Source organism: Bradyrhizobium sp. SZCCHNS2022 (assembly GCF_032377575.1).
In the GTDB taxonomy this organism is placed as follows: domain Bacteria; phylum Pseudomonadota; class Alphaproteobacteria; order Rhizobiales; family Xanthobacteraceae; genus Bradyrhizobium; species Bradyrhizobium aeschynomenes.
On sequence record NZ_JAUHHZ010000001.1, the window covers coordinates 5670588 to 5683221 of the forward strand.

The window sequence follows — 12634 nt, forward strand, 5'->3', positions numbered from 1 at the left end:
CGCGATCCGGACATGGCAGCTTCCCACCGGGCCCGACCCGCTTGAAAGGCGGAATCAGTCTGCCTACGCTGGCCGGCAATAAGAGCGAGGAAACACGATGGCCCAGGAAACTGCAACGCTCGCCGCCTATGTCGCCGAGCTGAAATATGACGATATTCCGCCCGAGGTGCTCGATCGCGCCAAGGTGCTGACGCTCGATTTTCTCGGCAGCGCCATCCGCGCCCGGCGCGAGGCGGAATCGACGCCGTCGGTGGTCAACATGCTGGCGGCCTTGAAGCTGGATGCGGCGGGCGAGGCCACCGTCTTCGGAGATGGCCGGACCTGGACTCCCGCGGTGGCGGCGCTGCTCAACGGTACGATGGGCCATTCGCTCGACTTCGACGACACCCACGCCGATTCGTCGCTGCATCCGAGCGCGCCGGTCGTTCCCGCGGCCTTCGCGGTCGGCGAAATGGTCGGTGCGTCCGGCCGCGAGGTGCTGACCGCCATCGTCGCCGGCTACGAGGTGTGCTGCCGGCTCGGCAACGCGCTCGACCCGACCTCGCATTATGCACGCGGCTTCCATCCGACCGCGACCGCGGGCACCTATGGCGCCGCCGCTGCCGCCGGCAAGCTGTTCGGCCTGTCCGAGCAACAGCTGGTCTACGCCTTCGGCGTCTCCGGCAGCCAGGCGGCGGGCTCACTGCAGTTCCTGGTCAACGGCGCCTGGAACAAGCGCTATCAGGTCGGGGCATCGGCGATGAACGGCGTGATCGCGGCGACCTTGGCCAAGAACGATTTCGTCGGCGCAGTCGAATCCGTCGAGGGCAAGCATGGCCTGCTGGTCGGCTACACCGACGCGCCGCATCACGAAAAGGCGGTGGCAGGGCTCGGCACCACCTATGAGACGATGAAGATCGGCGTGAAGCCGTATCCGAGCTGCCGCTATACTCATGCGGCGATCGACGCCATCGTCGCGCTGCGCCGCGAGCACAATCTGACGCCGGACCAGGTCAAGCGCGTCGAGATCGGCCTGCATCGCAACGGCATCACCTTGACCGGCGATGCCACGACCAAGCGGCACCCGACCTCGATCGTCGGCGGCCAGTTCTCGATGTTCTTCACCGGCGCGCTAGCGCTCGACCAGGGCCGCTTCGGCTGGGACGACTACACCAGGCTCGGCGACACGGCGATCAATGCGCTCGCCGACAAGTTCAATGTCGTTCAGGACGACAGGCTCGAGGTTGGCCGCAGCCATCCGTTCGGCGCGCGTGTCACCATCACCACCGAGGACGGCGTGCACGAGCGGCTGCACGACGATCCCTCGGGCGAGCCGACCTCGTTCCCCTCGGCGCAGGCGATGAGCGACAAGTTCATCACGCTGGCGCGGCCGGTGCTGAGCAGCCGCGCGCAGGACTTTGCCGACGCGATCCTGTCGCTGGAGCGTTTCGACCGCGTCGCGCAGGCGACGGCGCTGGGGAGGGCCTGATCCACGCGTCACTCCCCCCGCGTCGCCGCGATCACGTCGCTCACGAGCTGCGCCACGCCGTCGACTTCCGGCGGCCAGTTCACGGTGCGGCCGAAGCGCGCGATGACGAGGCGCTCGGAGGGGATGACGATGACGTACTGGCCGAGCGTGCCCTTGGCGAAGAAGGCATCGCGCGGCCAGCCATGAGAGATGCGATAGTTGGCGCCGAAGCTGTCACCGCGGTTGGTCCAGAAGCCGGCGCCGATGCCGACGAAGGCGTTGGGCGTTGGCGTGCTGACATGGTCGACCCAGCCCTTCGGCAGGATGCGGCGGCCGCCGACCACGCCGTCGTCGAGATACAGCTGGCCAAGCCGCGTCCAGTCGCGCGCCGAAGCCAGCATCTGGCTCGATCCGTCGGGGGTGCCGGCCGAATCGAATTCGAGCGTGACGCTGGTCATGCCGAGCGGACCGGTCAGCTCGCGATGGGCAAAACGCAACACGTCCGCAGCGCTGCCGCCCGCGGCGTCGCGGATGAGATGAGAGAGGATGACGGTGTTGCCGTCGTGATAGTTGAACGTTGCGCCAGGGGGCGTTTCGAGTGGCATGGATTCGGCGAACGCCGCCCGGTCCGGCTCGACGAACTTCATGCGGTTCACGGGCTCCAGCGCCGACAACAAGGAAGCCTGCAACGAGCTGCCGAGCGCGAGCCCGGCGGTGTGGCGCAGCAGATGATCGACGGTGATGGCATGGCGCGGATCGCTCTCATTCGTCCACGCCGCGACCGGCGCGGGCTGATGCAGCGCGAGCTTGCCCTGGCGGACGAGGATGCCGATCAGGGTTGCGGTCATGGATTTGGTCGCGGAGAAGCCGAGCAGCGGCGTATCCAGCGAGACGCCCGGCGCGTAGCGCTCGGCAATGACCTTGCCGTCCTTCAACACCACGACCGCATGCGTGCGCCGGAACGGCGGCGCCTCCGGCTCGGCAAAGGCGCGATCGAGCGCGGCAGCGAGGGCCGGGTTGGCCGGCGTCACGACACGCGGCGGGGCGATGTCGGACAGCAGCGCGGGCTGCTGCGGGGAGGGCGGCGCGGATGGCCACTCCCGCGCGTCCCCATGATCCATATGGCAGCCGTACCCGTCGCGATACACGGCATGGCTGCGGCCGAGCCCGAGCAGCGTGACGGTGACATCCTTGGCCTTGCGATCGACGCGGATGTCCATCGCCCAGCTCAGCAGGCCGGCGCCGGGCATGGCGGCCTGGGTCTCGTTCAGCACACCGTCCGGATCGAGGCCGGAGACGAACGTCTCCGTGCACAGCACGCCGGCGATGAATCCGGTCGCGACCTGGGGCACGTCGCGGGCCCGGGCAACGCCGATGGCCAGGGTGGTCAGGGTGACGGTCGAAACGAACACGAGCAGCAGGCGGCGGCGGGTCATGGGGAGCTCCGGCAGATGGACCTGCCGGACCCCACCGCAGCGGCGGCCTGGGCGCTCGCCGATTTCGAAACAGGCGCCAGCCGGAACTGCCAGGGACCTCACCGATTTCGAAATTCATTCGTGATTTCAACGCCGCAATCGTCACGCCGCGGACAGCCTCATACGCCGGTACTCCGTGGGCGTCACGCCTGTCTCGGCCTTGAAGGCGCGGTTGAACGGCCCGAGCGACTGGAACCCGGCGTCCATCGCGATGGTGATGACGGGCACCTCGGCCTGGGCCGGGTCGGCGAGCGCGGCCTTTGCCTCCTCGATACGGTGGTTGTTCAGGAAGGTGTTGAAGTTGCGATAGCCGAGCTCGCCATTGATCAGGCGCCGCAGCCGGTATTCGGGGATCGACAGCCGGCGTGCCAACATGCCGATGGTGACGTTCTCCTGGCGGTAGATCCGCTCGTCCGCCATCAGCCGCATCAGCCGGTCGACCAGTCTGCGGCTGATCGCCGCCTCGGCCGCGCTGGCAACGGCGGGCCCCGCTGCCACCCCCGACATCTCGACAGGGGTCGCCTCCGGGGCGAACACGTCGCCCGCACCGACCTTGAGCAGCATCAGCGTGACGGCCGTGACCACGGCCGCGAGCATCGCCGCGTTGATCACATTGCCCAGCTCGGACGGACCGCCACCGGCGGACGCGATCTGCAGCAGCGCGTTGACGCCGCCATAGGCCATCGCCGCGATGACGACGAAGGCCCGGACGCGCCGCCGTCCCTCGACGAGATCCGCAGACCACGAGCGGACAGTCTGCGCCAGGGTCAGCCCGAGGAAGCCGATGGCCAGCGCATTGTTGGCGATGACGACGAGCCGGCCGTGACCCGCAGGCCCCAGCATGAGGCAACTCGCCAGGCTGAAGCCGAACACCGCGAGCCAGATGAGGCCGTGGCGCCAGCGCAATGCGAAACCGTCATCGAACAGCGCGCGGCAGAACAGCCAGAGCACGACGATGTCGGCCGTCGCGAGCGCGATCAGCGGCGCGAGGGCGAGCGACGGCGCCGCCGTGCCGCCAATGTTGAACGTCGTCGCATGCGCGGCCGAGCCGAGCGCCAGCGCGATCGCCAGCCGCCCAGTCAACCGCTGGCCGAGGTCGCGCCACATCGACACCGCCAGCACGGCGAGCAGCGCGATGGCGGCAGCGCGGAGCGCGAGGTCGAGACTTTCGAGCGGCATCAGGGCGGATCCATCATCGGCTGCGGAACTCTAGGCCCGTTCAAATCTCCCCGCAAACGCCGCGACCTCATGCCCTGCCCTCGCCTTCGCGAAACTGCTAAGCTTGCTCCTCCACATCGCAGGAGCGTCCCATGAGCTGGCAGCCATCGATCGATCCCGAATTCGGTGATCCCACCTCCTGCGATGCGCTGGAGCATGTCATCGTGCCGCGCACCCGCGACCTCGGCGACGGCTTTGCCGTGCGCCGCGCACTGCCGCATGGCCGGCGCCAGATGGTCGGCCCGTTCATCTTCTTCGATCATTTCGGCCCGGTGCAGTTCGTCTCCGGCAAGGGCATGGACGTGCGGCCGCATCCGCATATCGGCCTCGCCACCGTCACCTATCTGTTCGACGGCGCCATCATGCATCGCGACAGCGAAGGCAACGTGCAGGAGATCCAGCCCGGCGCGATGAACCTGATGACGGCCGGGCGCGGCATCGCGCATTCCGAGCGCACGCCGGATTTGCAGCGGCAGAACGGGCAGCAGATGCTGGGACTGCAGAGCTGGATCGCACTGCCGGTGGAATCGGAAGAGATCGCCCCGAGCTTCCAGCATTATGCCGCGAACGCGCTGCCGACCGTCAGCGACACCGGCTTCTCCGCGCGCGTGATTGCCGGCAAGGCGTTCGGAAAGTCCTCTCCGGTGACGATGGTCTCGCCGTGGTTCTATGTCGAGGTGACGGCGCAGGCCGGCACGGTCGTGCCGCTCGATCCCGACCACGAGGAGCGCGCGATCTACATCGTCGACGGCGAGATCGAGATTGCGCGCGAGCGCCACGAGGGGCCGCGGCTGCTGATCTTCCGACCCGGCGACGCCATCAGCGTGCGCACCGTCAAGCCGACCCGGATGATGTTCCTCGGCGGCGACGCGCTGGAGGGGCCACGCCATGTCTGGTGGAATTTCGTCTCCTCCAGCAAGGAGCGCATCGAGCAGGCCAAGCAGGACTGGAAAACCGGCCGCTTCGCCGCCGTTCCCCAGGAGCACGAGTTCATTCCGCTGCCGGAATAGGCTATTGGGGACACAACGCTCCCGTTTCGAAAGCCCTATACGATGACCACGCTTCTCGCCAGCAATCTGCCGCTTCCGAAGATCGGCCGCGGCAAGGTCCGCGACATCTATGCCGTCGGCGACGACCGCGTGCTGCTGCTGACCACCGACCGCATCTCCGCCTTCGACGTCGTGATGAACGAGACCATCCCGATGAAAGGCGCGGTTCTGACGCAGATCTCGGCCTACTGGTTCAACGCGCTCGAAGGCGTCGTGCACCATCACATGATCTCGGCCGACACCGACGAGATCATCAGCGCCGTGCCCGAGTTGAAGCCGCATCGCCAGGAGATCCTGGGTCGCGCGATGCTGTGCAAGCGGACCACCGTGTTTCCGATCGAATGCGTGATCCGTGGCTACCTCTCCGGCTCGGCCTGGAAGGAATATGCCGCCAGCGGCACACTGGCTGGCGAGCAACTGCCCGCCGGCCTGGTCGAGAGCCAGAAGCTCGAGCCCGCGATCTTCAGCCCGGCGACCAAGGCCGAGAGCGGCCATGACGAGAACATCACCATCGCCAGGATGCGCGAGGTGGTCGGTGATGAGACGGCGTACACGCTGGAGAGCATGACGCGTGCCGTCTATACGCTCGGCGAGACGCTGGCGCGCGAGCAGGGCATCATCATCGCCGACACCAAGTTCGAGTTCGGCCGCGACAAGGACGGTCACATCATCCTGATCGACGAGGTGATGACGCCTGATAGTTCGCGCTTCTGGGCCGTCGATGCCTATCAGCCGGGGAAGCCGCAGCCGAGCTTCGACAAGCAGCCGCTGCGCGACTATCTCGACGCCGAGCGCCGTGCCGGCCGCTGGAACGGCGACGCCCCGCCGCCGCCTTTGCCGCAGAGCGTGGTGGATGCCACCAGCCAGCGCTATCTCGAGGCGTTCCGCCGTGTGACGGGGAGCGAGCTGAAGGTCTGAGGAACACGGGCTCATACGTTGACGTTTGGGTTGGGATTTGTAGTCGCGCATCATCGGCAGTGTTCATCGGGGACCCCCACCCCCGACCCCTCCCCACAAGGGGGAGGGGCCAATCCTGGGCCGCTTTCTTGGTCCAACCCAAGTCTCTTGGTCCAATCCAAGCTCCCTTGGCTCTTTGCGCGCCATCGCGGCAAGAGGCTCGCTCTCTCTTCTCCCCTCCCCCTTGCGGGGAGGGGTCGGGGGTGGGGGTCCGTTCGGTAAGATCATCATGACGCGCGCACACACACCCACGCCCCCGCAGCGCCATCGCGCCCGAGTTGATCTCGTCAAGCCCTCCGAAAATGCCGAGGGCGCAGGGAAGGCCGGGAGCTGGCTGCTCCCATGGCCCGCGTGCGAAAAAGAATGCACGCGGCGGTCACCACAGGTTCAGCCGAGACATCCGGCCCTCCCTGCGCGATGGGTTTAACGTCTGCTCCGTGCTCTCCCCGGGGACCGGGCTTTGTTGCCCCCGTCACCAGCGCGACACGTCCTGTCAAGGATCACGTCACACCGACTTGGCGCCAGCATCGGGGCGCCAGGACCACACGGCTTGAACGTCCGCGAGCTGTCCATCGTCCAGCGCATCAGCACCTGACAGACCCGCGGCCACCGCTCCCCGCCTCTACGTATCGTGACGACGCGTACGTCCCTCTGCATGAGGACGGGATGCCGCGGAGTAGAGCATGATTTCTGAAAAATAGCAATAGCAATGCTCCAAAAATCCGGCGATACCTCGCCTGTTTCGAAAGTGACTGCTCCAAAGCTGATCGTTGCACCTCGTGGCGGGTTCGGTGATTGCAGGCCAAACCGCGTCCGATCAGGGAGATAGGCCCGCGGACGTCGAAAGCCGATCACCTTCACTCGCAGTGCGATCGATTGGACCGTGCTACATGGAAGCGATGAGCCGAGCTACGAACACCGCCATCATCCTGCTGCCCGGCATGGACGGAACGGGAGAGCTGCTCAAGCCCCTCGCGGAACGTCTGTCGGCGCGTCGCCCGACGCACATCATCGCCTACCCTGGCGATCGGCACCTCGACTACGACCAGCTGGCACAATTCGTCGGCGAGCGCGTGCCTCGGCATCGCTTCGTCATTCTGGGCGAGTCATTCTCCGGACCGATCGCGATCGAGATCGCAGCGACGAACCCGTGGGTCGCCGGGCTCATTCTTGCGTCGAGCTTTGCATGCCATCCGCTGCCACGGTGGATGTCGCCGCTCACCTGCCTCCTCGATGCGTGATGGGTGCCGTCGAAGCTCATGGCGGCGGCCATCATGGGATCGGCGGCAACGCCAGAGCTCGAGCGACGGCTGCGAGACGTCCTGCGTTCGCTGCCGCCGGCGGTGCTTCGCGCGCGTGCCAAAGACGCGCTCCGCGTCGACAGGCGCGATCGATTGCGTGAGACCACCTGCCCGATGCTGTGCCTGCACGGCAGCGCGGACCTGCTCATCGGTCGGAGAGACATCTCGGACATCCTTGCGGCTCGGCCCGATTGCGAGTTGCGCGAGCTCGATGCGCCCCACATGCTGCTGGCGACCCATGCCGACGCAGCGGCCATCGTCATCGATGCATTCTGCGAGCGCGTTGCGCCCGGCTCTTGATAGAACCCGTAGGGTGGGCAAAGGCGGGAGCGAGCTCTATCCCGAGACGAGATAGCGGTGGCGCCGTGCGCACCGTCTCGCGGCGCATGCGCTGAATGACGGTGGGCACGCTGCCGCCTTCGGCGGCTGCTTTGCCCACCCTACGCGGCCGCCCGCACTACTCCTCGAATCCCACGAACACCGTCGCGTCCTTCACCGACTTGCGCTCGGAAACCACGGCATTGGCCGGGAAATCATGATCGGGCCAGCCGAGCGCGATGCTCTTCATGATGACCTGGTCGGCGGCGATGCCGGCGTGCTCGCGGACCACAGGGGATTGCATGATGCCCTGGCTGTTGATGACGGCGCCGAGGCCGCGCGACCAGGCGGCATTGACCAGCGCGGTCGTGACGGCGCCGCAATCGAACGGCGTGTCGTCGCTGCCGGCGAGCACGCGGTCATAGGTGACGATGATGCAGACCGGGGCGTCGAACTGGCGGAAGCCGCGCAGCACCCAGTCCTGGCGCTTGTCCTTGTCGTCGCGCGCGATGCCCATCGCGGAGAACAATTGCTTGGCGACGCCGATCTGACGCTCGCGGTGCGCGCCGTCGAACGGCTGGCCGATGCGAAACTCGCGCGACTGCGGCACGCCGGCGAGCATGCGCTCGGTGTTGCCGGCGCGGATGCGGTCGAGCGGCTCGCCGGTGATGACGTAGAAATTCCACGGCTGGGTGTTCATCGACGATGGCGCGCGCATCGCCAGCGTGAGGATTTCCTCGATCAGCGCCCGCGGCACCGGATCCGGCTTGTAGCCACGGATGCTGCGGCGGCCGAGGATGACGTCGTCGAATTGCATGCGGTATTCCTGCCCTGAGATTACTTATCCGCGATTGTCGCGGCTTTTGGGTTCCCGCGCAAGATTGACGACCGCCGACCGCACCTCGCCGCGGGCTATCGCGTCACCACCGACGCAATCGTGCGCGCCAGATCAAAGGGACTTTCCACGAGGCGGTCTGCACCGGCGGTTTCGAGTTCATCGCGGCTGCCATAGCCCCAGAGCACACCGAGGCTGCGCATTCCCACCGCATGCGCGCCGGCAATGTCGTGGCGGCGATCACCGATCATGATGCCGTCGCGCGCGGAGATATTCCGCATCGAGAGAATATGCGCGAGCAGCTCGGGCTTGTGATCCAATGCACCTGACGGCACCGAGCCATGGATGGCGGTGAACAATGATGCCAGCTCGAGATGCTCCAGGATGCGGCGCGCGAACACCTCACGCTTCGATGTCGCCAGATAGAGCCGCAGGCCGGCGCCGTGCATCTCCAGCAACGCCTCGCGGATGCCCGGATAGAGCGCGCAGTCGAACAGGCCGATCTCACCATAATGCTGGCGATAGACCAGAACGGCTTCGTCGACACGGTCGTCGCCATGGGCCTGCAGCAGCGCATGCAGCATGTCCTGCAAGGGCGGCCCGATGAAGGCGGCGATGTCGAGCGTGTCGTCGGGCGTATGTCCGAGCGATCGTAAAGCGGCCCGCGTGCTGGCAGCGATGCCGGGGCGTGAATCGATCAGAGTGCCGTCGAGATCAAGCAGAACCGAATGAATGGAAGACTGAAGCGAAGACATGGCCGAGCATAGCGCCGAGCGGCCAAAGCGCCAACGTCGATATCGCCCCGTCGCGGGGACGGCTCGTCACGCAGTCCTTTGCGTCAAATCTCTTCTGACGCAGGATGCGCCGGCTGGCCTTCAACGCCCGGCATGACTGGAGGATCACACGAATGGACTTCTCCATCGAATGGCCGGACGACTTCGCCAACTACGAATGGGAAGTGACGGCGAAGGGGTGGTTTACGCTGACAGTTATCGTTTCAGACCGACGATATTGTCTGAACGTCTATGATCCCGCTCGCCTCGGCCAGGAGATTCAATCCGACCTCAAGCGCGGGAAGCCGTTCTTCGAACCGAATCTGGTTGTCGTCGAATCCGTGACGCGCGCCGCAATCGAACAGGCCGTCCAAGAGCTCGTGCGATCGGACCGCGCCGCCGACTTGATCGAAGAATCGACGGAGTCGAAAGCACGGTAGATCAGGGTCAAGTCTTCAATCCGCGCCCCTGCCGAACACCCATTCGAGCGCGGCATTCTGGGCATGCAACAGAAATGCCTTCGCTTGCGTCACGCGACAGGCATGGTGCCGCATCGCATCGTCGGAGACCTCCTGCCCCCGCGTCACCGGCGGACAAGGCAGGAACTCCAGATCCGGCCGCAGACCGTCGAGGAGCGCTGCGGTGATCTGATAGTCCTGCAAGAGGCCGGGTTCCTCATCCCTCGGCCAGCAATCCGTGACGATCACGTCGGCGTCCTGCAAGGCGGCAAGATCAGTCGTCACGTGGAAGCGCGGAGACTCGCCCGGCGCATGCCACCGCGCCGGATAGACCTGAACGACGTCGATGGGAAGCACCTGCGCGGCCTCGATCCAGGAGCCAAGGATGTTGGCGGCCGGCGCCACCACGGCGATCTTCAGTCCGTCGATGGTGCCGCGGCGATGCCACAGGAAGGCGAGGTCGCCGAGCGTCTCGCACGGATGGTTCTGCCGCGTGCGCGCGTTGACCACCGGCGCCTGCGCCCAATGCGACAATGCATAGAGCATCTCGAGCTCCGGCGTGCGGCAGACCACGGCATCGAACCAGTTGTCGAGATAGGCGGCGAGATCCTCGACCGCCTCCGTCGCGTTGAGACGGATCGGCGCGTGCACGCAGAGACCGCCCATCGCCTGCACGCCGAGATCGAAGGCCGTGGTGTTGCGCCAGCCGCCATCATCGACCACGAGCGCGATGCGGCGGCCTGCGAGCGCTTGCGGCATCGCGCGCGCCCGCCAGCAGGCGGCGAGTTCCTGAGCGCGCGTCAGCATGCCGAGGATATCGGAGCCGTCGAGGTCACCCAGGGCCAGGATGTCGCGCTCACCCACCATGCACTCTCATCACATCCTCAAGTGCGGGCCGATCGGTCTGAAGGCCGGTGTCGGTCATGCGCCGTTCGCGATTGCCCTGCCCCCACCACGAGCATAACCTTCCTGAAAAATCCAGGGAAGGAACCGCGCCATGGCACAGATCGCCGCGATCGAGACCGGCCTCTACCGCATCCCGCTCGGCGTCACGCTGACCGACAGCACGCATGGCGAGATGACGGCGTTCGAGCTGATCACCTGCCGCGTGCGCGATGCCGATGGCGCCGAGGGCACAGGCTACACCTACACGGTGGGCCGCAACGGCTATGCCGTTGCCGACATCTGCAGGCGCGAGATCCCTGATCTCGTCGTTGGTCACGAGGCCGACGCCACCGAGGCGATCTGGCACCGCGTGTGGTGGGGCCTGCATTATGGCGGGCGCGGCGGCCCTGTCGTGCTGGCGCTGTCGGCGCTCGACATCGCGCTGTGGGACCTGAAGGCGCGGCGGGCCGGCCTGCCGCTGTTCCGCCTGCTCGGCGGCTTCGACAGCCGCGTGCCCTGTTATGCCGGCGGTATCGACCTCGATCTCACCGTGGACGCGCTGCTGAAGCAGACCGACGACAATCTCACACGCGGCTTTCGCGCCATCAAGATGAAGGTCGGGCGGCCCGATCTCGGCGCCGACGTCGCACGCGTCAAGGCGATGCGTGAGCATCTCGGCAACGGCTTTCCGCTGATGGCGGATGCCAACATGAAGTGGACGGTCGAGGAGGCGATCCGCGCCGCCCGCGCGCTTGTGACGTACGATCTCACCTGGCTGGAGGAGCCGACCATTCCGGACGACGTCGCCGGCCACGCCCGCATTCTCAGCGCGGGTGGCGTGCCGATCGCGGCCGGCGAGAATCTGCGCTCGCTGTGGGATTTCAAGAACTACATCACGGCCGGCGCGGTGTCCTACCCCGAGCCTGACGTGACCAATTGCGGCGGCGTCAGCGCGTTCATGAAGATCGCGCGGCTGGCGGAAGCGTTCAACCTGCCGGTGACCAGCCACGGCGCGCACGACATCACCGTGCACCTGCTCGCGGCGTGTCCTAACCGCTCCTTCCTCGAAGCGCACGGCTTTGGGCTCGACCGCTACATCGAGCATCCGCTGGTGCTCAGGGATGGCTTGGCGCAGGCGCCGGCGCGCCCAGGTCACGGAATCACGTTCGATTGGGAGGGGCTGGCCAAGCTCGCGGCGTGAGGTGAGCCATCAGCGATCGCCGCCCTGCCAGCTCACGCCCTTGCGCTCGGGCGGCTCGACACCTCACCGTACCATCGCTTCAGATGACGGAGGTGATCCGGCGGATCGAGCTTTGCGCGAGACGCGAAGTCGACCGTCACCATGGCGCTGATGTCGGCGATGGTGAAGCCGGCTCCGGCGACGTAGGCATGATCCGCCAGTCGCGCGTCGAGCCATGCGAAGAAATGCGTGGCGCGCAGGCGGCCCCGCTCGGCGAGTGCCGGAATCTGGTCGAGCGGCAGCGGTCCGGGCAGCGCGCGATGCTCCAGCCCCGGCGCGCTGTTGCGAAACGCTTCCTGGATCGCAACGATGCCATCCCACTCGATCCGCCGCACCCAGCATTCGATCAACGCCCGCTCTTCCGCGTCTCGACCCATCAGGGACGGCGCGGGATGCAGCTCCTCGATGTAGCGGCAGATGGCGATGACGTCGGTGATCCCTGCGCCGCTGTCGAGCTGCAGAACCGGGACGGTGCATTGCGGATTGAGCGCGCGAAATTCCGGTTGAAACTGCTCGCCGGCACGCAGGTCGAGCTGAACGGTAGGAATTTTGACGCCCTTCTCGCTGAGGAAGATGCGCACGCGGCGCGGGCTTGGCGCAGTCGCGGAATCGTACAGCTTCATCGGCAATCTCTTTGCATGATCTGGCTGGGAGGTGCGCAACAGGGGCGGGACGGCG

Annotated in this window: 13 protein-coding genes; 7 read left to right on the forward strand and 6 right to left on the reverse strand. The window is 66.5% G+C overall.

All coding sequences use genetic code 11. The features are described from left to right. Window positions 1–97 precede the first annotated feature (97 nt). On the forward strand, window positions 98–1468 hold the full coding sequence (locus QXZ94_RS25295; protein ID WP_315722971.1) for an MmgE/PrpD family protein: 1371 nt from the start codon (window positions 98–100) through the stop codon (window positions 1466–1468). Between the two features lie 8 nt (window positions 1469–1476). Here the strand turns inward: QXZ94_RS25295 and QXZ94_RS25300 are convergent, their stop codons facing one another. Next, the gene (locus QXZ94_RS25300; protein WP_315722973.1) at window positions 1477–2883 is read right to left on the reverse strand and encodes a serine hydrolase; all 1407 of its coding nucleotides are present in this window, start codon (window positions 2881–2883) and stop codon (window positions 1477–1479) included. 141 nt (window positions 2884–3024) lie between these two features. Continuing rightward, window positions 3025–4101, reverse strand: a complete 1077-nt coding sequence (locus QXZ94_RS25305) for a helix-turn-helix domain-containing protein (RefSeq protein ID WP_315722975.1) — start codon at window positions 4099–4101, stop codon at window positions 3025–3027. Between the two features lie 131 nt (window positions 4102–4232). Between QXZ94_RS25305 and QXZ94_RS25310 the strand changes: the two genes are divergently transcribed. The 4 genes from QXZ94_RS25310 (at window position 4233) to QXZ94_RS25325 (ending at window position 7747) form a co-directional block, all read left to right on the forward strand. Next, the gene (locus QXZ94_RS25310; protein WP_315722977.1) at window positions 4233–5150 is read left to right on the forward strand and encodes a pirin family protein; all 918 of its coding nucleotides are present in this window, start codon (window positions 4233–4235) and stop codon (window positions 5148–5150) included. A gap of 42 nt (window positions 5151–5192) precedes the next feature. After that, the gene (locus tag QXZ94_RS25315; protein WP_315722979.1) at window positions 5193–6107 is read left to right on the forward strand and encodes a phosphoribosylaminoimidazolesuccinocarboxamide synthase; all 915 of its coding nucleotides are present in this window, start codon (window positions 5193–5195) and stop codon (window positions 6105–6107) included. 929 nt (window positions 6108–7036) lie between these two features. After that, on the forward strand, window positions 7037–7387 hold the full coding sequence (locus tag QXZ94_RS25320; RefSeq protein WP_315722981.1) for an alpha/beta hydrolase: 351 nt from the start codon (window positions 7037–7039) through the stop codon (window positions 7385–7387). Between the two features lie 3 nt (window positions 7388–7390). Further along, the gene (locus tag QXZ94_RS25325) at window positions 7391–7747 is read left to right on the forward strand and encodes a hypothetical protein (protein ID WP_315722983.1); all 357 of its coding nucleotides are present in this window, start codon (window positions 7391–7393) and stop codon (window positions 7745–7747) included. A 157-nt stretch (window positions 7748–7904) separates the two neighbouring features. On the opposite strand, the gene QXZ94_RS25330 is transcribed toward QXZ94_RS25325, so the two are convergent. Together QXZ94_RS25330 and QXZ94_RS25335 are read right to left on the reverse strand one after the other, a co-directional pair. Then, the gene (locus QXZ94_RS25330) at window positions 7905–8582 is read right to left on the reverse strand and encodes a nitroreductase (protein ID WP_315722985.1); all 678 of its coding nucleotides are present in this window, start codon (window positions 8580–8582) and stop codon (window positions 7905–7907) included. Between the two features lie 95 nt (window positions 8583–8677). Beyond that, window positions 8678–9355, reverse strand: a complete 678-nt coding sequence (locus tag QXZ94_RS25335) for an HAD hydrolase-like protein (RefSeq protein WP_315722987.1) — start codon at window positions 9353–9355, stop codon at window positions 8678–8680. Window positions 9356–9507: 152 nt separating this feature from the next. Here QXZ94_RS25335 and QXZ94_RS25340 point away from each other — a divergent pair, with 152 nt between their 5' ends. Then, entirely contained in the window at window positions 9508–9813 is a 306-nt protein-coding gene (locus QXZ94_RS25340) for a hypothetical protein (protein WP_315722989.1), read from the forward strand. Between the two features lie 15 nt (window positions 9814–9828). Here the strand turns inward: QXZ94_RS25340 and QXZ94_RS25345 are convergent, their stop codons facing one another. Continuing rightward, window positions 9829–10698 (reverse strand): ornithine carbamoyltransferase, encoded by an 870-nt coding sequence (locus tag QXZ94_RS25345; RefSeq protein ID WP_315722991.1) that lies wholly within the window; start codon window positions 10696–10698, stop codon window positions 9829–9831. Between the two features lie 130 nt (window positions 10699–10828). Here QXZ94_RS25345 and QXZ94_RS25350 point away from each other — a divergent pair, with 130 nt between their 5' ends. Then, a complete protein-coding gene (locus QXZ94_RS25350) occupies window positions 10829–11917 on the forward strand; it encodes a mandelate racemase/muconate lactonizing enzyme family protein (protein WP_315722993.1) in 1089 nt (362 codons plus the stop codon). 32 nt (window positions 11918–11949) lie between these two features. Here QXZ94_RS25350 and QXZ94_RS25355 read toward each other — a convergent pair whose 3' ends face one another. Further along, entirely contained in the window at window positions 11950–12579 is a 630-nt protein-coding gene (locus tag QXZ94_RS25355; RefSeq protein ID WP_315722995.1) for a glutathione S-transferase, read from the reverse strand. Window positions 12580–12634: the final 55 nt, after the last annotated feature.

What these genes read in the sequence shown, in the direction of transcription:
- QXZ94_RS25310 (WP_315722977.1), top strand. Translation starts at nt 4,233, where the DNA reads ATGAGCTGGCAGCCATCGATCGATCCCGAATTCGGTGATCCCACCTCC.
- QXZ94_RS25340 (WP_315722989.1), top strand. Translation starts at nt 9,508, where the DNA reads ATGGACTTCTCCATCGAATGGCCGGACGACTTCGCCAACTACGAATGG.
- QXZ94_RS25355 (WP_315722995.1), bottom strand. Translation starts at nt 12,579, where the DNA reads ATGAAGCTGTACGATTCCGCGACTGCGCCAAGCCCGCGCCGCGTGCGC.
- QXZ94_RS25315 (WP_315722979.1), top strand. Translation starts at nt 5,193, where the DNA reads ATGACCACGCTTCTCGCCAGCAATCTGCCGCTTCCGAAGATCGGCCGC.
- QXZ94_RS25345 (WP_315722991.1), bottom strand. Translation starts at nt 10,698, where the DNA reads ATGGTGGGTGAGCGCGACATCCTGGCCCTGGGTGACCTCGACGGCTCC.
- QXZ94_RS25295 (WP_315722971.1), top strand. Translation starts at nt 98, where the DNA reads ATGGCCCAGGAAACTGCAACGCTCGCCGCCTATGTCGCCGAGCTGAAA.
- QXZ94_RS25305 (WP_315722975.1), bottom strand. Translation starts at nt 4,101, where the DNA reads ATGCCGCTCGAAAGTCTCGACCTCGCGCTCCGCGCTGCCGCCATCGCG.
- QXZ94_RS25320 (WP_315722981.1), top strand. Translation starts at nt 7,037, where the DNA reads ATGGAAGCGATGAGCCGAGCTACGAACACCGCCATCATCCTGCTGCCC.
- QXZ94_RS25330 (WP_315722985.1), bottom strand. Translation starts at nt 8,582, where the DNA reads ATGCAATTCGACGACGTCATCCTCGGCCGCCGCAGCATCCGTGGCTAC.
- QXZ94_RS25300 (WP_315722973.1), bottom strand. Translation starts at nt 2,883, where the DNA reads ATGACCCGCCGCCGCCTGCTGCTCGTGTTCGTTTCGACCGTCACCCTG.
- QXZ94_RS25350 (WP_315722993.1), top strand. Translation starts at nt 10,829, where the DNA reads ATGGCACAGATCGCCGCGATCGAGACCGGCCTCTACCGCATCCCGCTC.
- QXZ94_RS25335 (WP_315722987.1), bottom strand. Translation starts at nt 9,355, where the DNA reads ATGTCTTCGCTTCAGTCTTCCATTCATTCGGTTCTGCTTGATCTCGAC.